This window comes from Pseudocolwellia antarctica (assembly GCF_049933045.1).
In the GTDB taxonomy this organism is placed as follows: Bacteria; Pseudomonadota; Gammaproteobacteria; order Enterobacterales; family Alteromonadaceae; genus Pseudocolwellia.
On the sequence record NZ_CP187926.1, the window covers coordinates 3,795,767 to 3,820,128 of the forward strand.

Consider the following 24,362-nt stretch of genomic DNA (forward strand, 5'->3'; position numbering starts at 1 on the left):
CTTGGGATAATAAAAAAGCCATTCTAGTTACTAGAATGGCTTTATCTTATTGAATATAAAGAACTATATGATAACTATATATCTAAGTTAGCTACTTTAAGTGCATTTTCTTCAATAAAGTTTCTTCTTGGTTCTACATGATCACCCATTAACGTTGTAAACAACTGATCAGCAGCAATTGCATCTTCAATAGTTACTCGAAGCATTCTTCGTGTTGCTGGATCCATAGTCGTTTCCCATAATTGATCAGGGTTCATCTCACCCAATCCTTTATAGCGTTGTATATACTGACCACGTTTAGATTCTGCCATTAACCAAGTTAGTGCTTCTTCAAACTCTGTAACTGGTTTGATTTTTTCACCACGTTTAACGTAGCCACCTTCTTCTATCAGACCATTAATTGCCGTATTTAATCCAACAATTGATTTGAATTCGTTAGATTCTATAAACTCGTAGCTACAGTTATATTCTGTATCAATACCATGTTTACGAACAATAAAGCTTGGGTAGAATACTTTTCTTTCTTTGTCTTGTTTAACAATTACGGAATAGATAGAACCGTTGCCGTCTTGATCGTCTAACTGCTTAATTAAATCAGCTGTCCACGCATCAACTAATGTTTCATTACTAAAGTCTTCTTTAGCAATAGGTTTTGAGTAAATCATTTTCTCTAAGATATCAGCTGGTATCTGTCTTGAAAGTGTTTTAATCGTATCCATGGTTTTTCTGTATTGGTTTACTAAACTTTCTAAAGCAACACCAGATATAGCAGGAGCAGATTCATTAACATGTAATTCAGCATTATCTAATGCTAATGTTGTTAAGTACTCTGTTAAGCCATCGTCATCTTTAATATATCTTTCTTGCTTACCTTTTTTCACTTTATACAATGGAGGCTGAGCAATGTAGATATAACCACGTTCCATAATTTCAGGCATTTGACGATAAAAGAAAGTTAGTAGTAATGTTCGGATATGAGATCCATCGACATCAGCATCGGTCATTATAATGATACTATGATATCTTAACTTTTCAGGGTCATATTCATCTCTACCAATACCACAACCTAATGCTGTAATTAAGGTTCCAACTTCTTGTGAAGAGATCATTTTATCAAAACGAGCTTTTTCTACGTTTAATATTTTACCTTTTAACGGAAGTATAGCTTGGTTTTTTCTGTTTCTTCCCTGCTTGGCTGATCCGCCAGCAGAGTCCCCTTCCACTATATATAGTTCAGAAAGTGCAGGATCTTTTTCTTGGCAATCAGCTAACTTGCCAGGTAAACCCGCAATATCTAATGCACCTTTACGTCGTGTCATTTCACGTGCTTTACGTGCCGCTTCACGAGCTCTTGCTGCGTCAACTATCTTCATTATGATTGTACGAGCTATTGAAGGTTTTTCTAATAGGTATTCACCTAATTTTTCACCCATAGCTTGTTCAACAGCCGTTTTAACTTCTGATGAAACTAATTTGTCTTTTGTTTGTGAAGAAAACTTAGGATCAGGAACCTTAACAGAAATAACTGCAGTTAAACCTTCTCGAGCATCATCACCTGAAGCATTAGTCTCTGTGGCTCCGCCTTTCTTACTTTTGTTTAACCCTTCTTTAACCATATAGCTATTTAGCGTTCTGGTTAATGCGGTTCTGAAACCACTTAAATGTGTTCCACCATCTTTTTGTGGAATATTATTGGTAAAACAATGGATGTTTTCTTGAAAACCATCATTCCATTGCATAGCCACTTCTACAATGATTCCGTCTTCACGTTCTAAATCAAAATAAAATATTTCTTCATTAACTGGTGTTTTATTTGTATTTAAATAATCCACAAATGCTTGTATGCCACCATCGAATTTAAAATGGTCTTCTTTACCTTCTTCACGATCATCAATTAATCTTATTGATATACCTGAGTTTAAGAAAGAAAGTTCACGTATACGTTTTACTAATAAATCGTAATGAAATAAAACATCAGAAAATGTATTTGAACTAGGCCAGAACCTTACTTCTGTTCCTGTTTTATCACTTTCACCAATTTCGGCTAATGGTGCTTCAGGCTCACCATGATGATAAAATTGCTCAAATAATTTGCCACCTCGACGAATATTTAACTTCAATTTATCACTTAAGGCATTTACAACTGAAATACCAACACCATGTAAACCACCAGAAACTTTATAACCTGAGTCTTCTCCACCAAACTTACCACCAGCATGTAATACTGTCATGATAACTTCTGCAGCAGAAACACCTTCTTCAGGATGTATTTCAGTAGGAATACCACGACCATCATCTCTAACAGATACTGAACCGTCTAAGTGAATTCTAACTACAATTTCACTACAGTGACCAGCTAATGCTTCATCAATCGAGTTATCTAATACTTCAAATACCATATGATGTAATCCAGACCCATCATCTGTATCACCTATATACATACCTGGTCTTTTACGTACTGCATCAAGACCTTTTAGTACTTTTATACTGGCCGAATCATATTCATTTTCTATTGTCATAGCTTTTAGCCTATTCACTCATTTCAAAAATTTTACCATGTTTCACGTGAAACATTTTGTAATCATGGTCATTTGGAATCAAAGGTTCCACAGCGACTTTATCAATTGCGGTAATAATTACCTGACAATTTAACTGATTAATAGCGTTATTCAAAACAGTTCTAGAGTTTGAATCTAGCTCTGCTCCAACATCATCAATCAATAAAATTGGTTTTACTCGTTTTACTTTTTCAATTAGCTTAGCTTGTGCAAAAGTTAAAGCGAGTAAAAACAACTTCTGTTGCCCTCTTGAGAGTTGATTTTCTAAGGGCTGTTTATTCATAATAAATCTTAAATCAAATTTATGTGTACCTGAAGTGGTGTAACCTAGTAGCACTTCTCTTGATCTATTATTTTGTAATATATCTTCTAGTTTAGTATTTTGTTTCCAACCTTGAGAGTATTGAATTTGAATGTTCTCAAAAATATTAGGCAGTAGTAACTTAGCCCAATGTAAAAACTCTTCTTTAAAACTAGTTATGTATTTAATTCTTAATTCAGAAACATTATTAGAATGAACACAGAAAACTTCATCCCAATATTTTATACCTTCTATATTTATACCTGATCTTAAGTAAGCATTTCTTTGTTTTAAAATACGATTAAAATCTTTCCATTCTCTAGAAAATGATTGTTCCACGTGAAACAATCCTAAATCTACAAAACGTCTGCGTTCTTTTGGTCCACCAAAAAATAATTTAAAACTTTCAGGTGTAATTATTTGAACAGCTATATTTTTAGCAAGTTCTGATAGTTTAGTATGACGCTCTCCATTAATTTTTATTTCTGTTTGATTAGAAGTAAAATTTTTGGAGATACCTATCTGAGCATCTAAATCATCTTTTACACTTACAACAAAACTAGATTGGTCATGTGAAACTAAGTTTTCAATCTTAGACGTGCGAAATGACTTTCCATGTCCAAGAAAAAAAATAGCTTCTAAGAAACTACTTTTACCACTTCCATTATCGCCCACTAGAAAATTTAGTTGCGGATGTAAATCTATTTTAGCTTGTTCTATATTTCGAAAATTTTGCGTAATTAAACGTACTACACTCATTTAATTACAAACGCATTGGCATAACAACGTAAGTAGCTTCGCCAGTATCTGCACCTTCGATTACTACACTACTGTTCGCGTCAGCTAAAGTAAATTTAACGTTAGTATCTTTAATTGCATTAAGTACATCTAATACATAACTCACGTTAAAACCAACTTCAACATCATCAAACGGAAATTCTATTTCAACAACTTCTTCAGCTTGTTCTTGCTCTGGGTTGTTGGCAGTGATTTTTAATTCTGTACTAGAAAAATTTAAACGAACACCTCTAAACTTTTCATTCGATAAAATTGCAGCACGTGATAATACTTGACGCATTTGTTCACGACTCGTCAATAATATTTTATCGCCATTACGAGGTAGAACTCTTCTGTAATCAGGAAAGCGACCATCAACTAATTTACTCGTAAATGAAAACTCTGTATCAATAATACGAATATGGTTTGAACCTAAAAATACTTTTACAGTTTCTTCTACAGGATCAAGCAGTCTAATAATTTCAAGTATACCTTTACGAGGAACAATCACTTGTCTCGTAGGTAAAGCTAAAGAGTCGTTAGATATTTTACAAATAGCTAAACGGTGACCATCTGTAGCAACCGAACGTATTTCATTACCCTCAGTTTCAATCGACATACCATTTAGGTAGTATCGAACATCTTGGTTCGCCATTGAAAAATGAGTACTTTCAATTAATCTTAAAAATTCAGATTTTAGTAATTGAAATTCAACGTCACCTTTCCACTCTTCAATATTAGGAAAGTCTTCAGCTGATAAAGTTGAAAGAGAATATTTACTTCTACCTGTAGAAATCTTAATAACATCATTTTCTAACTCAAACTCTAAAAGTGAGTCATCAGGTAAGCTTTTACAGATATCTAAAAGTTTACGAGCTGGTATGGTTACTTTTGAATCTTCAGCATGGTTATCAATTTGAGCATAAGAAACCATTTCAAGCTCTAAATCTGTAGCTGTTAAAGTAAGTGATTGCCCACTAACTTCTAAAAGCACATTACTTAAAATTGGCAAAGTACTCTTTCTTTCAACAGCACCAGAAACAAGTAATAATGGTTTTAAAAGTAATTCCCTATTTATTGAAAACTTCATTTTTATACCTATAAAAATTTAAACTGACTGATTAAGATGAAAGTGTTCTTATTAAGTTTGAATAATCTTCTTTAATGTCGTGAGTTTCTTCTCTCAAAGATTTAACTTTACGACAAGCATGCAGAACAGTTGTGTGATCTCTACCACCAAATGCATCACCAATTTCAGGTAAGCTGTGATTGGTAAGTTCTTTAGAAAGCGCCATAGCTATTTGTCTTGGTCTTGCGACAGAACGATTACGCCTTTTAGATAACAGATCTGATACTTTAATTTTGTAATATTCAGCAACGGTTCTTTGTATGTTGTCAATTGTGACAAGTTTATCCTGAAGTGCAAGTAAATCACGTAGAGCTTCTCTAACAAAATCTATAGTAATAGCCCTGCCAGTAAAGTTTGCGTTAGCTACAACTCGATTAAGAGCGCCTTCAAGTTCACGTACATTAGAGCGCAAACGTTTCGCAATAAAGAAAGCAACTTCATCAGCTAGATTAATATTACTCTCTTGAGCTTTACGTTTTAGGATCGCTACACGTGTTTCTAATTCTGGTGGTTCAATCGCTATAGTGAGACCCCAACCAAAACGAGATTTAAGTCGGTCTTCAACATCAACTTCTTTAGGGTAACGATCACTCGTTAAAATAATTTGCTGATTACCTTCAAGTAATGCATTAAAGGTATGGAAAAATTCTTCTTGCGTACGATCCTTACCAACAAAGAATTGAATATCATCTATTAATAGAGCATCTACAGATCGATAATATTGCTTAAACTTTTCCATCTCATTATTTTGCAGAGCACGGACCATGTCTTGAACAAATCGTTCTGAATGCATATAAGCAATTTTTGCATCAGGTTTATTGGCTAAAATACCGTTACCTACTGCGTGTAATAAATGCGTTTTACCTAAACCAGTGCCACCATATATAAACAAAGGGTTATATGCAGTACCTGGATTGTCTGCTACTTGAGAAGCAGCGGCTCTTGCTAATTGGTTAGATTTACCTTCTACAAAGTTATCGAAAGTATACTTGTTACGAACATTAGCGGTTTTAGGTAAGTTAGAATCAATAGGTGCTTTAGCTTTTTTAACCGTGTCAGGTTCAGCTGCAGGGACTTTAGTTGCAACTTTCGCCGTATTGGCTGTGGGAATACTACCAACATCAAAACGTAACATAGGAGGGTTAGCAGGATCGTTTAAAGAAACAAGTTCAGTTAAACGATTTAGATATTTATCTCTTACCCAATCTAATACAAATCTATTAGGTGCGAATAAAGTAACAACATTATTATCAATAACGCACTGTAATGGACGAATCCACATGCTAAATTGTTGGGCAGGCAACTCTTCTTGTAAGATAGACAGACAACGTTGCCAATGTGATTGATCCAACCAAAACTCCTAAGATGTCAGTTTTTATTTATTCTAAATTAGAAGAACAAATTATATGACAGGAAATTAACTAAAATTAATAACTATAAATAGCATTATCTACGTACTTATCCACAACTTCAATATTGACATTTAGAATAATGTAACAAAGATACTAGAATTACATCTAAGTAATTATTTATTATAACATTTAAATTTAATAACATTATAATATTTATATTAAAAAACGAAGAAATTTAATCATAAAAATATCAAATTATTTTAATGATATATTCAAAATGTGATGAAACTGTGGATACTTGAGTATTTTTAATAAAGATCACCAACGATCCTTTAAAAAAATACATTGAGTTGATGTTGACGCCTATAATTATTCTGTATATAATTCTGCCTCTTTTTTAGACCAGTGTGCTCATTTTAAGGCGACTTGCCAGGGCAACAACAACCGACGGATTAGCGTAATGAAAAGAACATTTCAACCTAGTGTATTAAAGCGTAAACGCAACCACGGCTTTCGTGCTCGTATGGCAACTAAGAACGGTCGTGCAGTTATAGCACGTCGTCGTGCTAAAGGCCGCGCAAGCTTAAGCGCATAATCTCTATCTTGATTTATCAAATAGAGTTCGAGTAACTACCATGGTTACTTATGAATTTAATCGGGAGTCACGTTTGTTGACTCCCGGTCAATTTCAATCAGTTTTTACTAAGCCAATTAGATTTGGTTCTAACCACATCACAATTCTTGTTTCTCAAAATCCTGATAATAACAATCGCTTGGGTTTAGCTATAGCTAAAAAACGAGTGAAGCTTGCTGTTCAGCGAAACAGAATTAAAAGATTGATTAGAGAAAGTTTTCGTTTAAATCAGCATGACCTCCCCCATATAGATATTGTCGTTATGGTGAAATCAGGTACTGATAAACTAGACAACAGCGAAATTAATCAACAATTAGAAAAAATATGGCGAAAAATAATTCAGCGCCACAAAGCGTAGCTATATTTTTTATAAAAGCTTACCAACGCTTACTCAGCCCTCTACTTGGTAACAATTGTAGATTCAATCCAACTTGCTCTTTTTATGCTATTGAAGCAATTAATCGCTTTGGTGTGTTAAAAGGTTGTTGGTTAGCGAGCAAACGTATACTAAAATGCCATCCACTTAATGCGGGAGGATCTGATCCCGTGCCACCATCAAAAAAAGAGAAATAACTCATTATGGAATCTCAACGCAGTTTTCTGTTCATTGCGCTTCTGGTTGTAACCTATTTATTATTTAGTGAATGGCAACAATCAAATGCCCCTGCACCAGTAATAATTGAACAATCAGAGCAAGTACCAACAAATACTATTCAAAACGCTGATGGCGAATATATTCCAGAGTCTTCTTCAAATACTTCAATTGTTCAAGAAGTAGCGAGTCCTGTTAAACAACTAATTTCAATTAATACTGATGTTTTGACATTAAAAATTGATACTCGTGGTGGTGACATTGTTGACGCCAAATTATTAAAATTCGATACCGAACAAGGTAACGGTATTCCATTTACAGTAATGCAAAATGGACCTAAAAAATATGTAGCACAAAGTGGCTTAATTGGTGAGCAAGGTATTGACCGTGTAATAGCTGGTCGCCCTATTTATCAAACATCCGAAAAACAGTACGACTTAGCAGATAAAGAGTCATTAACTGTTGATTTAGATTTTGTGACTAACGACGGTTTAGCAGTAACTAAGCGTTTCACATTTAATAAGTCGAGCTATAGTATTAATATAGAATACATTGTTAAAAACAACACAGCGACTGTGGCTAGTGTTCAAATGTATGGTCAACTTAAGCAATCAACACTAGTAGAAAGCGGTTCAGCACTTATGCCAACGTATCGCGGAGCTGCTTATTCAACTGATGATGATAGATACGAAAAATATAGCTTTGATGATATTGCAGAAACTAAGTTGAATATTTCAACTATGGGTGGTTGGGTAGCTATGTTAGAACATTACTTTGTTTCTTCATGGGTTCCACATCAAGATGATTCAAATCAATTTTATAGCTCTTATATAAATCAAGATGCAGTAATAGGCTTTAAAGCACCAGTTCTTAGTGTACAACCCAATACTGAAGCCGTTACATCGGCTATTTTTTATGTAGGACCGAAGGATCAAGTATTACTAGAATCTATAGCACCTCATTTAGGCTTGACTATTGATTACGGATTTTTATCAATGATAAGCCAACCATTATTCTGGTTGCTTATTAAAATACAATCTCTCGTTTCTAACTGGGGATTAGCTATTATTGTTATTACCTTAATAGTTAAAGGTGGTATGTACCCATTAACTAAAGCGCAATATACCTCTATGGCAAAAATGCGTGCATTAGCACCTAAAATGGCACAGCTTAAAGAACGCTTCGGTGACGACAGACAGAAGATGTCGCAAGCTACTATGGAAATGTATCGTAAAGAGAAAGTAAACCCAGCTGGTGGTTGTTTACCTCTTATAATACAAATGCCAATTTTCTTAGCGTTATACTGGGTATTTTTAGAAAGTGTTGAATTACGCCATGCGCCATTTATGTTATGGATACAAGATTTATCTGCTATGGATCCATACTTTGTACTACCTGTATTTATGGGAGCTAGTATGTTTGTAATGCAAAAAATGCAACCTATGACTGTACAAGATCCAATGCAACAAAAAATTATGCAGTATATGCCTGTAGCCTTTTCGGTCTTTATGGCATGGTTCCCATCAGGTCTTGTACTTTACTGGTTCATAAGTAACTTGATATCTATCGCTCAAATGAAAATTATATTTTCCGGCATAGAGAAAAAGAAAGCACAACAAGCATAATAGTTGATGCAATATAACAAAGGTGGCTCATGCCACCTTTTTTTATACCTATAAAAAAATCCTCTCGTTTCATCAAAAGCATTCTACGTTTATAATACAGTTGAAAATTAAATCGATTTAACTGAGATAAACAATGACAGAGCTTAGCTTTTCTAATACATCTAAAGAAACCATTGCTGCACAAGCTACCGCACCAGGTAGAGGTGGAGTTGGCATTATCAGAGTATCTGGCCCAGAAGTACAAAATGTAGCTAAAGCTATTTTAGGTAAAGTTCCTGAACTAAGAAAAGCTGAATACCTGCCTTTTAAAAGCTTAAATAATGAAATATTAGATCAGGGCATCGCACTTTATTTTAAAGGTCCAAATTCATTTACTGGTGAAGATATTATTGAATTTCAAGGTCACGGCGGCCCTGTAATTTTAGATATGTTACTTAAAGAAATTTTATCCGTACCTAAAGTCAGAATGGCAAATCCTGGTGAATTCAGTGAACAAGCATTTTTAAACGATAAACTCGATTTAACACAAGCAGAAGCCATTGCTGATTTAATCAATTCAAGCTCAGAGCAAGCAGCAAAGTGTGCACTTAATTCCCTACAAGGTGATTTCTCTAAACTTATTAATCAACTCGTTGAAGATACAATTCATTTAAGAATGTACGTAGAAGCTGCCATAGATTTTCCAGAAGAAGAAATTGATTTTCTAGCAGATAAAAAAGTTGTAGATAAGCTAAAAAGTATCATTGCTCAAGTGATTGATGTGCGTAAGCAAGCACACCAAGGAGCGATTATTAGAGAAGGGATGCGTGTTGTTATCGCAGGTAGACCTAACGCAGGTAAATCAAGTTTACTGAATGCACTAAGCGGTAAAGAAAGCGCGATAGTAACTGACATAGCTGGCACAACTCGCGACGTCCTCTCAGAGCAAATACATATTGACGGAATGCCACTACATATTATTGATACTGCAGGTTTACGAGAAAGCACAGATAAGGTTGAACAAATAGGTATTGAGCGCGCATGGAACGAAATTAGCCAAGCCGATCGTGTATTACTTATGGTGGATTCATCACTAAATATTGATGAGGATCCTAAGCAACAATGGCCTGAGTTTTTTGCCAAACTACCTGAAAAAATTGGTTTAACGGTTATTCGTAATAAAGCTGACATTAGTAAAGTTCAAACAGGATACTCAAATCCAAATAACACACCTACAATCACATTATCAGCTAAAAGTGGCGATGGTGTTGCTGTACTAAAAGAGCATTTAAAAGAGATTATGGGCTATCAGGGAAGTACTGAAGGTGGTTTTATGGCTCGCCGTAGGCATTTATCTTCATTGGAAAAAGCACATAATCATTTAGAGATAGGTTTAGAACAACTAGAATCTTATGTAGCAGGTGAAATACTTGCTGAAGAACTAAGGTTTTGCCAAGAAGAACTTAACCAAATAACAGGTGAATTTACTAATGATGACTTATTAACTGAGATATTTTCATCGTTTTGTATCGGTAAATAAAGCTAAAAATCCGTATTATTTAACCCCATTTATGAGAGAAATATGAGTTCATATCAAATTATTGTTGGCAGTATGTTAGGTGGAACTGAGTACGTAGCTGAAGCTTGTGAAGAACAATTAAACACTTTAGGGCATCAAACTCAGCTGCATTTAGCGCCTAATTTTAACGAAATAGAAAATAAAAACATAAATTGGCTCATTTGCATCTCAACCCACGGTGCAGGAGATTACCCTGATAATATCGAAAATTTCGTTTTAGATCTTGAAAACAGCACACAGGATCTAACAAGCATTAATTATATGATCATAGGGATCGGTGATCGTAACTATGATACTTATTGCTTGGCCGCTAAAAATATAGATAAACTATTGGATTCAAAGGGTTGCAACAATATAACACCCATAAAACTTATGGATATGTCACAAGATATAGATCCAGAAGATCTTGCTCAATGCTGGATCACTGAAAATAAAGATCTATTATAATGAACTTACTAAGAAGTTATTCACAGAATAACAAAAATAAAACAGCTATTGTGTATAACTCTGTGATCAACCTATTATTTTCTTATTATTATTCAGTGTATAGAAATAAAACTTATTCTCCCTGTGGATAACAAGCCCTTTTGATCATAGGTTTAAAGTTAAATGATCCAAGGTTGTGAACAAGCTTTATAGTGACCTAACTTATTGTAATTAAAATCATAAAATGACTTATCAACAGAAAAAAGGATCCTTAATAAGTAATAACTACAAGATCATTAAAAAGATCTTATATATATTTAAGAAGATCATACTAAGATCTTTTTCGGTATTTGATCATTCCCCTCCTCCCAAAAACAAGCTAAAATACGCTCCCTAATTTGAAAAGATCATTAATCTAAAGGTTAAAAAATTTATGTGGTATCAAGAAACTTACGACGTAATTGTTGTTGGCGGTGGACACGCTGGAACAGAAGCTTGTTTAGCAGCTGCACGTATGGGTTGTAAGACATTACTCTTAACGCATAATATCGATACCTTAGGTCAAATGTCATGTAACCCAGCGATAGGTGGCATTGGCAAAGGACACCTAGTTAAAGAAATTGATGCTTTAGGTGGTTTAATGGCTACAGCAACAGATCATGCTGCTATCCAATTTAGAACCCTAAACGCAAGCAAAGGGCCAGCAGTAAGAGCAACTAGAGCTCAAGCTGATAGATTATTGTATAAATCTTTTGTTAGAAATACTTTAGAGAACCATGAAAACCTAACTATTTTTCAACAGCCTTGTGACGATCTTATTCTAGAAAACGATGTTGTTGTCGGTGTTTCAACTCAAATGGGATTAAAGTTTAAAGCTAAGTCTGTAGTCTTAACCGTAGGAACATTCCTAGCAGGTCAGATACATATTGGTTTAAATAATTATCAAGGTGGTCGCGCAGGGGATCCTGCTAGTGTGAACTTAGCTAAAAGCTTAAGAGACATGCCATTTAGAATCGATCGTTTAAAAACTGGAACACCTCCTAGACTAGATGCTAGAAGCCTAGATTTTTCTGTAATGCAAGAACAACCAGGTGACGATCCTAGACCTGTATTTTCTTATATGGGAAATAGATCGCAACATCCTGAACAGATCTCTTGTTTTATCACACATACTAATATCAAAACTCATGACATCATTCGTGGTGGACTAGATCGTTCGCCAATGTACACAGGTGTTATTGAAGGAATTGGTCCAAGATACTGTCCTTCAATTGAAGATAAGATCCATCGTTTTGCTGATAAAGATTCACATCAAATATTTGTTGAACCTGAAGGCTTAACGACACATGAAATTTATCCAAATGGTATTTCAACGAGTTTGCCTTTTGACGTACAAATGGATTTAGTAAGATCTATTGTAGGTTTTGAAAATGCTCACATTACAAGACCAGGTTATGCCATTGAGTATGACTACTTTGATCCAAGAGATTTAAAACAAACACTTGAAAGCAAATTTATTAGTAACTTGTATTTTGCAGGCCAAATAAACGGAACGACAGGTTACGAAGAAGCTGGAGCTCAAGGCTTAGTAGCAGCAACCAATGCCGCTGCACGCGTTCAAGGTAAAGAAGAGCTTATTTTAGGTCGTGATGAAGCTTATATGGGCGTATTGATTGATGACTTAGCTACACTAGGGACTAAAGAACCTTACAGAATGTTCACCTCTCGTGCTGAATACAGATTATTATTACGTGAAGATAACGCAGATATTCGATTAACTGAAAAAGGTTACAAGCTTGGTTTAGTTGATGAAGCTCGTTGGAAACGTTTTAATGAAAAAATTGAAAACGTAGAACTAGAGCGTCAACGTTTAAAAACAACATGGATCCATAAAGATCATGCTGCAGTAGATGATATTAATCCATTATTAAAAACACCTATTAGCAAAGAAAATAGTTTAGAAGATTTATTACGTCGTCCAGAAGTTAGTTATGATGACCTGATGAGTATTGAAAGCTTAGGTCCAAAAATAAAAGATGTACAAGCTTCAGAGCAAATAGAAATACAAATAAAATATGCAGGTTACATAGATCGTCAGTTAGAAGAAATTGCGAAAAAGAAAAAACATGAGCTTACTTTGATACCTCATGATTTTAATTTTTCACAAATATCTGGCTTATCAAATGAAGTTATTGCAAAACTAACAGACACTAGACCAGAAACTATTGGTAAAGCATCGCGAATTTCAGGTATTACTCCTGCTGCAATTTCGTTATTATTAGTTTATCTCAAAAAGCATGGTTTATTACGTAAATCAGCTTAATCTTTAATCATAAGAGCCAGTAATTTACTCATGTTGACTGATAAATTAAAAACACTAATAAAAGAAACCGAATTACAGCTCTCTGATCAACAAGTAAAATTACTTATTGATTATGTAGAATTATTAAATAAATGGAATAAAGCTTATAACTTAACCTCTATTCGCGATCCACAAGATATGATTATAAAACATATCATGGACAGCCTAATGATAGGTCCTCTGTTAGAGGGCCAACATTTTATCGATGTAGGAACAGGACCTGGCTTACCAGGTATTCCATTAGCAATAGCATACCCAGATAAAGAATTTGTTTTATTAGATAGCTTAGGTAAGCGTATTACCTTTCTTAAACAAGTTACCTATCAACTATCCCTTAAAAATGTAACACCTGTTCAAGCGCGCGTAGAAAAGTACCAACCTGAAAAACCATTTGATGGTGTATTAAGTAAAGCATTTTCTTCACTTAATGATATGGTTACTTGGTGTGACCATTTAGTCACTAAAGATCATGGAAAGTTCTTAGCATTAAAAGGACAGTATCCAACAGACGAAATTGACAATTTACCTAACAACGTAACAATGATAAAAAGTCATACTATAATTGTTCCTCAATTAAATGCTGAAAGACACTTAATTGAATTAGTTAAAATACAATAAAATATTGTAAACGAGAATATTCGAGGGAATTGTGGGAAAAATAATTGCTGTAGCTAATCAGAAAGGTGGAGTTGGTAAAACAACAACTTCAGTTAACTTAGCTGCGTCCTTGGCTGCGACGAAAAGAAAAGTATTACTTATTGATCTTGATCCACAAGGTAATGCCTCTATGGCAAGTGGTATCGATAAATATGATGCTCCAGCGACATGTTACGAATTACTCGTTGAAGAAAAACCTTTTGAAGAAGTTGTTATTAAAGAAACAACAGGTCTTTATCACCTTATTGCGGCTAATGCTGACGTAACAGCTGTTGAAATTAAACTCATGGAAGTTTATTCAAGAGAGCAACGTTTAAAAAGAGCATTAGCTAAAGTCAGAAATGACTATGAATACATTATTATTGACTGCCCTCCTTCATTAAACATGCTAACGGTTAATGCAATGACAGCTGCCGATTCAGTTTTAGTGCCTATGCAATGTGAATACTATGCATTAGAAGGACTAACAGCATTAATGGATACTATTTCACAACTCACATCTGTGGTTAATGGAAGCCTTCATATAGAAGGTATTCTACGTACCATGTATGATCCAAGAAATCGCTTAGCAAATGATGTATCTGAACAGCTTAAGCGTCACTTTGGAGACAAAGTTTATAGAACGGTGATCCCAAGAAACGTGCGTTTAGCTGAAGCCCCAAGTTTTGGCTCACCAGCAATGTATTACGATAAATCGTCAACAGGCGCTAAAGCATATTTAGCATTAGCTGGTGAAATACTTCGTAAAAATGAAAAAAAAGCTAACAAAGAAACCGTAACAAGTTAACATTCAAGGAAAACTATGAGTCCAACTAAACGCAGAGGACTAGGCCGAGGTCTAGATGCCCTTTTAACATCAGTACCTAAAGACTCATCTGATAATTCTTCAGCGGATTCAGAACAAAGCGAACTTCAAAAACTTCCTATCGAGCAATTAAAGCCTGGTAAATATCAGCCTCGAAAAGATATGTCGAATGACGCGTTAATTGAGTTAGCTAATTCAATTAAATCTCAAGGGATTATTCAGCCTATTGTTGTTCGTCAAACAGACAATGAAGAATATGAAATTATTGCTGGTGAAAGACGTTGGCGAGCAGCTCAAATCGCAGGCTTAGATCGAGTTCCTTGTTTAATCAAAAATGTGCCTGATGAATCTGCTGTAGCAATCGCACTGATTGAGAATATTCAACGTGAAGATTTAAATGCAATGGAAGAAGCTATTGCATTAGAACGTTTATTAATTGAATTTGAACTGACTCACCAAGAAGTAGCTGATGTTGTAGGTAAATCAAGAACAACAGTCAGTAACTTATTACGTTTGAATAATTTAAATAACGAAGTAAAAACATTTTTAGAACATGGCGATATAGAAATGGGCCATGCACGTGCTTTATTAGCGCTTGCTGATGAAGAACAAAATAATACAGCGCGAATTGTAGTTGCTAAAGAATTAACGGTGAGAGAAACCGAAGCCTTGATTAAAAAGTTACAAGAACCTGCTAAAGAAGAAAAAGCTAAAGAGATAGATCCAGATACACAATCTTTAGAGCAAAACTTATCAGAAAAAATAGGTTCACAAGTTTCTATTTCCCATAATAAAAAGGGTAAAGGTAAACTTGTTATTTCATATACAAATTTAGAAGAGCTTGATGGCATAATCTCAAAATTTGGTACTTAATGAAAACTTTTATAGTGCATTACAAGTAAGCAATAAAAAAAAAGAAATGTTTTGCACAATAATAGAGCTAGATAAGCCCTATTTTGTTGCAATAAAAGAGTAATTAAGTATACTTGCGCAGACTTTTTAAATTTAAAGTAATTACTTTAAATGTTTACGTGAACTACGAATGTTTTAGTAGGAGTTGTAGTGAGCTTTTTTGTACAAAATGAGCTAGCTAAAATAGGGCTACGAATAGCATTCAAGCAAATATTCATTACTTGTATTTTGGTAATGAGCTTCACGGTCGGTATTTATATTATATGGGACATGAATTCTGCCAAATCAGCCTTAATAGGTGGTTTGATTGGAATTATACCTAATATAATTTTTGCACTAAAAGCATTCAGATATGCAGGTGCACGCTCTGCTAAGAAAGTAGTTGAATCTTTCTTTAGTGGTGTAAAAATAAAGATGGTATTAACGGCTATTTTATTTTCACTAACTTTTAAGTTTATAGTGATACAGCCACTGCCTTTATTTGGCATGTTTTGTTTAGTAATGGTTATGCCGTTGCTACAACCAATTATCAATAAAGAATAATTGGGATAGTTTTTTTAAACTTTAATCATTAGGGTAATTTAATATGGCTTCAGGTGCTGAAATAACCAGCCAAGAATATATTAAACATCATTTGCAAAATCTAACAGTGGGCGAAGGCTTTTGGGCTGTTCACATAGATACGCTAGGATGGTCAATATTTCTCGGTATCGTTTTTCTCTACATTTTTCGTTCGGTTGCTAAAAAAGCAAATACGGGCGTACCAGGAAAACTGCAATGTGCAGTAGAAATGGTAGTAGAATTTGTAGATGACAGTGTAAAAAGTACGTTTCATGGTAAAAACCCAGTTATTGCGCCTTTAGCATTAACTATATTTGTTTGGGTATTACTAATGAACGCAATGGATTGGGTTCCAGTTGACCTTATTCCTCGTATTTTTGAGTTGTTTGGCGTTCATTACATGAAAGCTGTACCTACAACAGATCCAAATATGACTTTTGCTTTAGCATTAGGTGTGTTTTTCCTTATTATTTACTATTCAATCAAAGTTAAAGGTGTTGGCGGATTCATTAAAGAATTAACTACTCAGCCTTTTGGTCACTGGTCTTTATACCCAGTAAACTTTGTACTTGAAATGGTTACCTTATTAGCTCGTCCATTATCATTAGCGTTACGTTTATTCGGTAACTTATATGCGGGTGAGTTGATATTCTTGCTAATTGCGACAATTGGTTTATTCCAATTGCCAGTACACTTTTTATGGGCTGCTTTCCATTTATTGGTTATCCCATTACAAGCGTTTATTTTTATGATGCTAACTATTCTTTACTTAAGTTTAGCGCATGAAGATCACTAACTCTTCGGGACTGAGTTAGAACGACACTAGTCGGGCCGAAGGGTTTAGGGCAGGAAGCCCGTAAAACAAATTACAAATTTCAACTTTAAACTTTAACTTAAATAATCGGAGATAAATATGTTATATATCGCTGTTGCTTTACTAATCGGTCTAGGTGCTTTAGGTACTGCTATCGGTTTTGGTATACTTGGTGGCAAATTCTTAGAATCTGCAGCTCGTCAACCTGAATTAGCACCACAACTTCAAGTGAAAATGTTCATCGTAGCAGGTCTTATTGATGCTATCGCAATGATCGGTGTTGCTATCGGCTTATACCTATTATTCGCAGTTGGTGCTTAATTTTTCTTTAAGTTTTTTTTACGCGAATTAAAATAGGAGATACATAAATGAATCTTAATATGACCTTAGTTGGTGAATTAATCGCATTTATCGTATTTGTAATTTTTTGTATGAAGTTTGTATGGCCACCACTTATTGGTGCTATAGAAGCGCGTCAAGCAATTATTGCTGACGGACTTGCTGCTTCAGATCGTGCTGCGAAAGAACTTGAGCTTGCTCAAGGGAAAGCAACAGCACAACTAAAAGAAGCGAAAGCTCAAGCTGCTGAGATTGTTGAAGCTGCGAAGAAGCGTGAAGTTCTTATAGTAGAAGAAGCTGCAGTTAAAGCCCAAGCTGAGAAAGAAAAAATCTTAGCAGCAGGACATGCAGAAATAGAAACAGAACGTAATCAAGCAAAAGAAGAACTTCGTCAACAGGTTGCAGTTTTAGCTGTAGCTGGCGCAGAGAAAATTCTTGAGCGTTCAATCGATGCCGCTGCACATAGCGACATTTTAGATAAACTTGTAGCTGAACTTTAAGAGGGATAGAGCTTATGTCTGAATTGACTACCGTTGCTCGTCCCTACGCTAAAGCAGCGTTCGATTTTGCTGTTGAAGCAAATACAATTGATACATGGTTATCCATGTTAGTATTTGCTGCAGAAGTTTCTGAAAATGAAACGATTAAAACCTACCTTTCAGGTGGTGTTTCTGCTGATCAGGCCACAGACTTATTTTTAAAAGTTTGTGAAGATCAACTAGACAGTAAAGGCCAAAACTTAATTAAAGTAATGGCTGAAAATGAACGTTTGTTGGTACTACCACAAGTTCTTGTTCAATTTAGCGCTTTAAAAGCTGAATATGAAAAAGAAATTACTGTGGATGTAACATCTGCTGTTGAATTAGTAGCGGATCAAGTAACTACATTAAGTGCCGCGCTTGAAAAGCGTTTGGCTCGAAAAGTAAAGCTCAATTGTATTGTAGACGCGAACGTGGTTTCTGGCTTAATAATTAAAGCTGGTGACATGGTAATAGATGGTTCAGTACGAGGTAAACTGAGCCGCTTAGCAACAATAATGCAATCTTAACGGGGACAGAGCATGCAACTGAATTCCACTGAAATCGCCGAACTGATTAAAAATCGTATTGAAAAGTTTGACGTAGTTAGTGAAGCTCGTAACGAAGGTACTATCGTTTCTGTAACTGACGGTATCATTCGCATCCATGGCCTTGCAGATGTTATGCAAGGTGAGATGATAGAACTTCCTGGCAGCCGCTTCGCAATAGCGTTAAACCTAGACCGAGATTCGGTAGGTGCGGTAGTTATGGGCCCATATGCGGACCTAGCTGAAGGCGTAAAAGTTAAAAGTACTGGCCGTATTTTGGAAGTACCAGTAGGACGTGGCTTATTAGGCCGTGTTGTTAACACATTAGGTGAACCTATTGACGGAAAAGGACCTATCGAAAACGATGGTTTCTCTCCTGTTGAAGTAATGGCACCAGGTGTTATCGAACGTAAGTCTGTTGACGAACCTGTACAAACAGGTATTAAGTCAATTGATGCAATGATTCCTATCGGTCGTGGTCAACGTGAACTTATCATTGGTGACCGCCAAATCGGTAAATCTGCGATTGCACTAGATGCAATCATCAATCAGAAAAACACTGGTATCAAGTGTGTATACGTAGCAATCGGTCAGAAAGCATCTACTGTAGCGAACTTAGTTCGTTCATTAGAAGAGCACGGCGCGTTAGATAATACTATCGTTGTTGTTGCTGGTGCATCTGAAGCTGCTGCTTTACAGTACTTATCAGCTTACTCTGGTTGTACTATGGGTGAATACTTCCGTGACCGCGGTGAAGATGCGTTAATCGTATATGATGATTTGTCAAAGCAAGCAGTTGCTTACCGTCAAATTTCATTACTATTACGTCGTCCGCCAGGTCGTGAAGCTTACCCAGGTGACGTATTCTATCTTCACTCACGCTTATTAGAACGTGCTGCTCGTGTAAACGAAGCTTACGTTGAGAAATTCACTAATGGTGCAGTTAAAGGCAAAACAGGCTCTTTAACAGCTTTACCAATTATTGAAACTCAAGCGGGTGATGTTTCGGCATTCGTACCAACTAACGTTATTTCAATTACCGATGGTCAGATCTTCTTAGAATCTAACCTATTTAACTCAGGTATTCGTCCTGCTGTTAACGCTGGTATCTCTGTATCTCGTGTTGGTGGTGCTGCGCAAACGAAAATCATCAAGAAACTTGGTGGTGGTATCCGTTTAGCACTTGCACAATATGCTGAATTAGCCGCATTTGCTCAATTCGCATCTGATTTAGATGACGCGACTCGTGCTCAATTAGAGCATGGACAACGTGTTACTGAATTGATGAAGCAAAAGCAATACAGCCCATTATCAATTGCTGAAACAGCAGTATCTTTATTTGCCGCAGAAAAAGGTTATTTAAACGATGTTGCTATTGAAAAAGTAGTTGATTTTGAAGATGCACTTCGTTCATACGTGAACAGTGATCACGCTGAACTTATGGCTACTATCAACGTGAAGGGTGACTATAACAAAGATATCGAAGCTGGTTTGGCTAAAGCTATTGAAGCTTTTAAAGCTACCCAAACTTGGTAATTTAGTTAACCTTTTCGCGGAGAATAAGTCATGGCTGGTGGTAAAGAGATTAAATCAAAGATCGGAAGTGTAAAAAATACACAGAAGATCACCAGCGCAATGGAAATGGTTGCAGCTAGTAAAATGCGCAGAGCGCAAGATAGCATGGCTGCATCTCGTCCATACGCTGAAAATATGCGAAATGTGATCGGTCACATCGCGCTTGGTAATTTAGAGTTCAACCATCCTTATATGGTTGAACGCGAAGTTAAGCGCGTAGGTTATATCGTTGTATCAACAGACCGTGGTTTGTGTGGTGGTTTAAATATTAATTTATTTAAAAAAGTACTTGTTGATGCTGGTAAACAGCAATCAGCGGGCGCAGAAGTTGAATTTGCAGTTGTTGGCTCTAAAGCTACAGCGTTTTTCAACAATATGGGCTCTAAAGTCACTTCACAAATTTCAGGTTTAGGTGATAACCCTTCACTTACCGATTTAATCGGTAGTGTGAAAGTTATGTTAAATGCCTACGATAATGGTGATATAGATAAGTTGTTTGTTGTGTATAACAAGTTTGTTAACACAATGACGCAGAAACCGACGATCGATCAACTTTTACCTTTGCCTAAGTCAGATGATGACGCAATTAAGCATCGCTGGGATTATATATACGAACCAGATGCTCAAGCATTGCTTGAACAACTATTAGTTCGTTATACAGAATCTCAAGTATATCAAGGTGTGGTTGAAAACCTCGCATGTGAACAAGCCGCTCGTATGGTTGCAATGAAAGCTGCAACAGATAATGCGGGTGACTTAATTGATGATTTACAATTGGTATATAACAAAGCTCGTCAAGCAAGTATTACTCAAGAATTGGGTGAGATTTGTGCAGGTGCAGCAGCGGTATAAGCAAAGGTTCTTTGTTTATTTTATTAGTAAATAAGAGCACTAGATTAGAGGATTAAACATGAGTACAGGTAAAGTCGTCCAAATCATTGGCGCAGTTGTGGATGTAGAATTCCCACAAGATGCTGTACCTCAGGTATATGACGCGTTAAATATAACCGAAGGCAACTTAAGTGGCTTAGTACTAGAAGTACAACAGCAACTTGGTGGTGGTGTAGTTCGTACTATCGCTATGGGTTCTTCAGATGGTTTGCGTCGTGGTCTGAACGTAGTAAACACAGGTAATAACATCCAAGTTCCAGTTGGTACTGCAACTTTGGGTCGCATTATGAACGTATTGGGTGAGCCTATCGATGAAGCTGGCCCAATCGGCGAAGAAGAAAAATGGTCAATTCACCGTCAAGCGCCAGCGTATGCTGACCAAGCGATGTCTAATGAACTATTAGAAACTGGTATCAAAGTAATCGATTTAGTTTGTCCATTCGCTAAGGGTGGTAAAGTAGGTTTATTCGGTGGTGCTGGTGTTGGTAAAACCGTTAACATGATGGAACTTATTCGTAACATCGCGATCGAGCATAGCGGCTACTCAGTATTTGCTGGTGTAGGTGAGCGTACTCGTGAAGGTAACGATTTCTACCATGAAATGAACGATTCAAACGTACTTGATAAAGTATCGTTAGTTTACGGCCAAATGAACGAGCCTCCAGGAAACCGTTTACGCGTAGCGTTTACTGGTTTGACTATGGCTGAAAAATTCCGTGACGAAGGTCGTGACGTATTATTTTTCGTAGATAACATCTACCGTTATACTCTTGCTGGTACTGAAGTATCTGCATTGTTAGGTCGTATGCCATCAGCCGTTGGTTACCAACCAACACTTGCTGAAGAAATGGGTGTTCTTCAAGAGCGTATTACGTCAACGAAGAAAGGTTCAATCACTTCAATCCAAGCGGTATACGTACCTGCGGATGATTTAACCGATCCATCGCCAGCTACAACGTTTGCTCATTTAGATGCAACTGTTGTACTTTCTCGTGACATCGCATCGCAAGGTATCTACCCTGCTATCGATCCACTAGATTCTACTTCGCGTCAATTAGACCCGTTAGTAGTAGGTGCTGAGCATTACGAAACAGCTCGTGGCGTTCAATCTACATTACAACGTTACAAAGAACTTAAAGATATCATTGCTATCTTAGGTATGGATGAGTTATCTGAAGAAGACAAGCTTGCGGTAAACCGCGCTCGTAAAATTCAACGTTTCTTATCACAACCATTCTTTGTTGCTGAAGTATTCACAGGTTCTCCTGGTAAGTATGTATCACTTAAAGACACTATTAGTGGCTTTAAAGGATTACTTGCTGGTGAATTTGATGATTTACCTGAGCAAGCTTTCTACATGGTTGGTTCTATTGAAGAAGCAACTGAAAAAGCTAAAAACATGTAATGAAGGCTGGCGACTAACTGTTTAAGTATAATACTTAACAATCTAGTCGCCCATTTGGAGGTCAACATGGCAATACTTTCTGTAAATCTTAATGTTGTAAGTGCTGAAGAAAGCTTATTTTCTGGTAGCATTGAATCATTACAGATCACAGGTAGCGAAGGTGAATTAGGTATTATGCCTGGTCACGCACCTTTGCTGACCTCACTAAAACCTGGTATGGCAAGAATCGTTAAGAAAGGTGGTGAAGAAGAAATCATCTACTTATCTGGCGGTATGCTTGAGGTTCAGCCAAATAACGTTACTGTACTAGCTGATTCAGCTGTACGTGGCGGTGACTTGGATGAAGAAGCCGCATTACAAGCTAAAGAAAGAGCAGAAAAGCACTTAAATGATCATGGCGGCGACGTCGATTATGCTGAAGCTGCATCTGAATTAGCTCGCGCTGTGGCGCAATTACGTGTAATTCAGGCTTCAAGCAAATAACAGTTTAAGCTTACACAGTAAGTTTTAGTGATACAAAAAGCGACCTTTACGATAAGTAAGTGGTCGTTTTTTTTATGGAAAAATAGTTACAATACATAAGTAATATATCTTCAATCAGATAATGGAAATCAAAATGTCACTTTCAGTCGTAATATTAGCCGCGGGTAAAGGTACTCGTATGCGTTCTTCTTTACCAAAAGTTTTGCACCCTATTGCAAACAAACCTATGGTAAATCATGTTATTGATGCAGCAAGACAAGTTAATGCTGAAAATACCTATTTAGTTTATGGTTTTGGTGGCGAAGTATTAAAAGAAAAAGTACTTGGCGACGATCTGACTTTTGTTGAGCAAAAAGAACAATTAGGTACAGGACATGCTGTAGATATGGCATCACCTTACTTGAAAGACGATGAAGATGTATTAGTACTTTACGGTGATGTTCCTCTAACTAAAGTATCAACCTTAAATAGACTACTTGCAGCTAAACCAGCTAACGGAATGTCATTATTAACCGTTCACCTTGCTAATCCTAATGGGTACGGTCGTATTATGCGTGAAGTATCTACTGACAATAACGGAACTGTAGTAGGTATTGTTGAACAAAAAGATGCAAGTGTAGAACAGTTACTCCTCAACGAGTGTAATACCGGTATTTTGCTTGCTAATGGTGGCGATTTAAAAAGGTGGCTATCAAACTTGTCAAACGATAATGCTCAAGGTGAATATTACCTCACTGATATTATCGCAGCTGCACATAAAGAAGGTAAAGAAATAGCTACAGCGCATCCTGATAGTGAAATTGAAGTCGAAGGTGCGAACAACCGAGTTCAACTTGCATCATTAGAAAGAGCTTATCAGTACAGACAAGCTGAAGCGCTAATGATTGCTGGTGCAAGTATACTTGATCCAAATCGTATCGATATTCGTGGTGAAGTTACAGTAGGTCAAGAAATTACTATTGATGTTAACTGTATTTTCGAAGGTAAAGTGTCTATTGCTGATGGTGCAACAATTGGGGCTAACTGTATAATTATTGACAGTGAAATAGGTGAAAATGCGATAATTAAACCTAACTCGATTATTGAAGGCGCGGTTATAGGTGAAAATGCTTCAGCAGGACCATTTGCCAGAATTCGTCCAGGTTCAGTGCTTAAAGCAGATTCGCATGTAGGTAACTTTGTTGAAATGAAAAAAACCATATTAGGTAAAGGCTCTAAAGCAGGACACTTAACTTACTTAGGTGATACTGAAATAGGCGAAAATTCTAATATAGGTGCTGGTACCATTACGTGTAATTATGATGGTGTAAATAAATTTAAAACGATTATTGGCGACAACGCCTTTATCGGATCAAATGCATCTATAGTTGCCCCTGTTACGATCGGAAATATGGCGACAACGGCTGCAGGATCGACTATTGTAAAAAATGTAGAAGATAATGAGCTAGCTGTAGCTCGTGGTAAACAACGTAATATAGAAGGTTGGAGCAGACCAACTAAAAAATAACTATAAGCTTAAGTAAACACATATTATTTCAAA

At 36.1% G+C, this 24,362-nt stretch carries 24 protein-coding genes; 20 read left to right on the top strand and 4 right to left on the bottom strand.

The window, feature by feature from the left end; translation table 11 throughout:
• Positions 1-74: 74 nt before the first annotated feature.
• From gyrB to dnaA, 4 genes are read right to left on the bottom strand one after another with little or no spacing between them, the layout of a single operon-like run.
• On the bottom strand, positions 75-2,519 hold the full coding sequence (gene gyrB, locus ACPUVN_RS16480) for a DNA topoisomerase (ATP-hydrolyzing) subunit B (RefSeq protein WP_426359226.1): 2,445 nt from the start codon (positions 2,517-2,519) through the stop codon (positions 75-77).
• Positions 2,520-2,529: 10 nt separating this feature from the next.
• Positions 2,530-3,618, bottom strand: coding sequence for a DNA replication/repair protein RecF (recF, locus tag ACPUVN_RS16485; RefSeq protein WP_426369470.1), 1,089 nt, complete (start codon positions 3,616-3,618; stop codon positions 2,530-2,532).
• A 4-nt stretch (positions 3,619-3,622) separates the two neighbouring features.
• Positions 3,623-4,726 (bottom strand): DNA polymerase III subunit beta, encoded by a 1,104-nt coding sequence (gene dnaN / locus ACPUVN_RS16490; protein WP_426359225.1) that lies wholly within the window; start codon positions 4,724-4,726, stop codon positions 3,623-3,625.
• Between the two features lie 31 nt (positions 4,727-4,757).
• Positions 4,758-6,116, bottom strand: coding sequence for a chromosomal replication initiator protein DnaA (gene dnaA, locus ACPUVN_RS16495; protein ID WP_426359224.1), 1,359 nt, complete (start codon positions 6,114-6,116; stop codon positions 4,758-4,760).
• A gap of 461 nt (positions 6,117-6,577) precedes the next feature.
• On the opposite strand from dnaA, the gene rpmH reads away from it, so the two are divergent.
• The 20 genes from rpmH to glmU all read left to right on the top strand — a co-directional run bounded on the left by rpmH (position 6,578) and on the right by glmU (position 24,329).
• A complete protein-coding gene (rpmH, locus tag ACPUVN_RS16500) occupies positions 6,578-6,712 on the top strand; it encodes a 50S ribosomal protein L34 (protein WP_033080930.1) in 135 nt (44 codons plus the stop codon).
• A 40-nt stretch (positions 6,713-6,752) separates the two neighbouring features.
• Complete coding sequence (rnpA, locus tag ACPUVN_RS16505; RefSeq protein WP_426369471.1) at positions 6,753-7,109, top strand: ribonuclease P protein component; 357 nt, start codon at positions 6,753-6,755, stop codon at positions 7,107-7,109.
• Positions 7,076-7,324 carry a membrane protein insertion efficiency factor YidD gene (yidD, locus tag ACPUVN_RS16510; protein WP_426359222.1) on the top strand — a complete coding sequence of 83 codons (249 nt, stop codon included), beginning with the start codon at positions 7,076-7,078 and terminating at the stop codon, positions 7,322-7,324. The genes rnpA and yidD overlap by 34 nt, the downstream gene beginning before the upstream one ends.
• A gap of 6 nt (positions 7,325-7,330) precedes the next feature.
• On the top strand, positions 7,331-8,968 hold the full coding sequence (gene yidC, locus ACPUVN_RS16515; protein ID WP_426359221.1) for a membrane protein insertase YidC: 1,638 nt from the start codon (positions 7,331-7,333) through the stop codon (positions 8,966-8,968).
• Between the two features lie 133 nt (positions 8,969-9,101).
• Entirely contained in the window at positions 9,102-10,487 is a 1,386-nt protein-coding gene (mnmE, locus tag ACPUVN_RS16520; protein WP_426359220.1) for a tRNA uridine-5-carboxymethylaminomethyl(34) synthesis GTPase MnmE, read from the top strand.
• A 42-nt stretch (positions 10,488-10,529) separates the two neighbouring features.
• Complete coding sequence (locus ACPUVN_RS16525; RefSeq protein WP_426369472.1) at positions 10,530-10,973, top strand: flavodoxin domain-containing protein; 444 nt, start codon at positions 10,530-10,532, stop codon at positions 10,971-10,973.
• 412 nt (positions 10,974-11,385) lie between these two features.
• On the top strand, positions 11,386-13,275 hold the full coding sequence (mnmG, locus tag ACPUVN_RS16530) for a tRNA uridine-5-carboxymethylaminomethyl(34) synthesis enzyme MnmG (protein ID WP_426359218.1): 1,890 nt from the start codon (positions 11,386-11,388) through the stop codon (positions 13,273-13,275).
• 30 nt (positions 13,276-13,305) lie between these two features.
• Complete coding sequence (gene rsmG / locus ACPUVN_RS16535) at positions 13,306-13,932, top strand: 16S rRNA (guanine(527)-N(7))-methyltransferase RsmG (RefSeq protein WP_426369473.1); 627 nt, start codon at positions 13,306-13,308, stop codon at positions 13,930-13,932.
• Between the two features lie 31 nt (positions 13,933-13,963).
• Complete coding sequence (locus ACPUVN_RS16540; RefSeq protein WP_426359216.1) at positions 13,964-14,758, top strand: ParA family protein; 795 nt, start codon at positions 13,964-13,966, stop codon at positions 14,756-14,758.
• Between the two features lie 15 nt (positions 14,759-14,773).
• The gene (locus ACPUVN_RS16545; RefSeq protein WP_426359215.1) at positions 14,774-15,649 is read left to right on the top strand and encodes a ParB/RepB/Spo0J family partition protein; all 876 of its coding nucleotides are present in this window, start codon (positions 14,774-14,776) and stop codon (positions 15,647-15,649) included.
• A 189-nt stretch (positions 15,650-15,838) separates the two neighbouring features.
• Positions 15,839-16,231, top strand: coding sequence for an ATP synthase subunit I (locus ACPUVN_RS16550; RefSeq protein WP_426359214.1), 393 nt, complete (start codon positions 15,839-15,841; stop codon positions 16,229-16,231).
• Positions 16,232-16,274: 43 nt separating this feature from the next.
• Positions 16,275-17,045, top strand: a complete 771-nt coding sequence (gene atpB, locus ACPUVN_RS16555; protein ID WP_426359213.1) for a F0F1 ATP synthase subunit A — start codon at positions 16,275-16,277, stop codon at positions 17,043-17,045.
• Between the two features lie 117 nt (positions 17,046-17,162).
• Positions 17,163-17,384 (top strand): F0F1 ATP synthase subunit C, encoded by a 222-nt coding sequence (gene atpE, locus ACPUVN_RS16560; protein ID WP_304368688.1) that lies wholly within the window; start codon positions 17,163-17,165, stop codon positions 17,382-17,384.
• A gap of 47 nt (positions 17,385-17,431) precedes the next feature.
• Positions 17,432-17,902 (top strand): F0F1 ATP synthase subunit B, encoded by a 471-nt coding sequence (gene atpF, locus ACPUVN_RS16565; RefSeq protein WP_426359212.1) that lies wholly within the window; start codon positions 17,432-17,434, stop codon positions 17,900-17,902.
• A gap of 14 nt (positions 17,903-17,916) precedes the next feature.
• A complete protein-coding gene (gene atpH / locus ACPUVN_RS16570; RefSeq protein WP_426359211.1) occupies positions 17,917-18,450 on the top strand; it encodes a F0F1 ATP synthase subunit delta in 534 nt (177 codons plus the stop codon).
• 12 nt (positions 18,451-18,462) lie between these two features.
• Entirely contained in the window at positions 18,463-20,004 is a 1,542-nt protein-coding gene (gene atpA / locus ACPUVN_RS16575; protein ID WP_426359210.1) for a F0F1 ATP synthase subunit alpha, read from the top strand.
• Positions 20,005-20,034: 30 nt separating this feature from the next.
• The gene (atpG, locus tag ACPUVN_RS16580) at positions 20,035-20,895 is read left to right on the top strand and encodes a F0F1 ATP synthase subunit gamma (protein WP_426369474.1); all 861 of its coding nucleotides are present in this window, start codon (positions 20,035-20,037) and stop codon (positions 20,893-20,895) included.
• Positions 20,896-20,953: 58 nt separating this feature from the next.
• Positions 20,954-22,339 carry a F0F1 ATP synthase subunit beta gene (gene atpD / locus ACPUVN_RS16585; protein WP_426359208.1) on the top strand — a complete coding sequence of 462 codons (1,386 nt, stop codon included), beginning with the start codon at positions 20,954-20,956 and terminating at the stop codon, positions 22,337-22,339.
• Positions 22,340-22,405: 66 nt separating this feature from the next.
• A complete protein-coding gene (locus ACPUVN_RS16590; protein ID WP_426359207.1) occupies positions 22,406-22,822 on the top strand; it encodes a F0F1 ATP synthase subunit epsilon in 417 nt (138 codons plus the stop codon).
• Positions 22,823-22,955: 133 nt separating this feature from the next.
• The gene (gene glmU, locus ACPUVN_RS16595; protein WP_426369475.1) at positions 22,956-24,329 is read left to right on the top strand and encodes a bifunctional UDP-N-acetylglucosamine diphosphorylase/glucosamine-1-phosphate N-acetyltransferase GlmU; all 1,374 of its coding nucleotides are present in this window, start codon (positions 22,956-22,958) and stop codon (positions 24,327-24,329) included.
• Positions 24,330-24,362: the final 33 nt, after the last annotated feature.

Excerpts from the sequence above, each read along its gene's own strand:
- gyrB (WP_426359226.1), bottom strand. The coding sequence starts at position 2,519 with ATGACAATAGAAAATGAATATGATTCGGCCAGTATAAAAGTACTAAAA.
- recF (WP_426369470.1), bottom strand. The coding sequence starts at position 3,618 with ATGAGTGTAGTACGTTTAATTACGCAAAATTTTCGAAATATAGAACAA.
- dnaN (WP_426359225.1), bottom strand. The coding sequence starts at position 4,726 with ATGAAGTTTTCAATAAATAGGGAATTACTTTTAAAACCATTATTACTT.
- rpmH (WP_033080930.1), top strand. The coding sequence starts at position 6,578 with ATGAAAAGAACATTTCAACCTAGTGTATTAAAGCGTAAACGCAACCAC.
- rnpA (WP_426369471.1), top strand. The coding sequence starts at position 6,753 with ATGGTTACTTATGAATTTAATCGGGAGTCACGTTTGTTGACTCCCGGT.
- yidD (WP_426359222.1), top strand. The coding sequence starts at position 7,076 with ATGGCGAAAAATAATTCAGCGCCACAAAGCGTAGCTATATTTTTTATA.
- yidC (WP_426359221.1), top strand. The coding sequence starts at position 7,331 with ATGGAATCTCAACGCAGTTTTCTGTTCATTGCGCTTCTGGTTGTAACC.
- mnmE (WP_426359220.1), top strand. The coding sequence starts at position 9,102 with ATGACAGAGCTTAGCTTTTCTAATACATCTAAAGAAACCATTGCTGCA.
- ACPUVN_RS16525 (WP_426369472.1), top strand. The coding sequence starts at position 10,530 with ATGAGTTCATATCAAATTATTGTTGGCAGTATGTTAGGTGGAACTGAG.
- mnmG (WP_426359218.1), top strand. The coding sequence starts at position 11,386 with ATGTGGTATCAAGAAACTTACGACGTAATTGTTGTTGGCGGTGGACAC.
- rsmG (WP_426369473.1), top strand. The coding sequence starts at position 13,306 with ATGTTGACTGATAAATTAAAAACACTAATAAAAGAAACCGAATTACAG.
- ACPUVN_RS16545 (WP_426359215.1), top strand. The coding sequence starts at position 14,774 with ATGAGTCCAACTAAACGCAGAGGACTAGGCCGAGGTCTAGATGCCCTT.
- atpB (WP_426359213.1), top strand. The coding sequence starts at position 16,275 with ATGGCTTCAGGTGCTGAAATAACCAGCCAAGAATATATTAAACATCAT.
- atpE (WP_304368688.1), top strand. The coding sequence starts at position 17,163 with ATGTTATATATCGCTGTTGCTTTACTAATCGGTCTAGGTGCTTTAGGT.
- atpF (WP_426359212.1), top strand. The coding sequence starts at position 17,432 with ATGAATCTTAATATGACCTTAGTTGGTGAATTAATCGCATTTATCGTA.
- atpH (WP_426359211.1), top strand. The coding sequence starts at position 17,917 with ATGTCTGAATTGACTACCGTTGCTCGTCCCTACGCTAAAGCAGCGTTC.
- atpA (WP_426359210.1), top strand. The coding sequence starts at position 18,463 with ATGCAACTGAATTCCACTGAAATCGCCGAACTGATTAAAAATCGTATT.
- atpG (WP_426369474.1), top strand. The coding sequence starts at position 20,035 with ATGGCTGGTGGTAAAGAGATTAAATCAAAGATCGGAAGTGTAAAAAAT.
- atpD (WP_426359208.1), top strand. The coding sequence starts at position 20,954 with ATGAGTACAGGTAAAGTCGTCCAAATCATTGGCGCAGTTGTGGATGTA.
- ACPUVN_RS16590 (WP_426359207.1), top strand. The coding sequence starts at position 22,406 with ATGGCAATACTTTCTGTAAATCTTAATGTTGTAAGTGCTGAAGAAAGC.
- glmU (WP_426369475.1), top strand. The coding sequence starts at position 22,956 with ATGTCACTTTCAGTCGTAATATTAGCCGCGGGTAAAGGTACTCGTATG.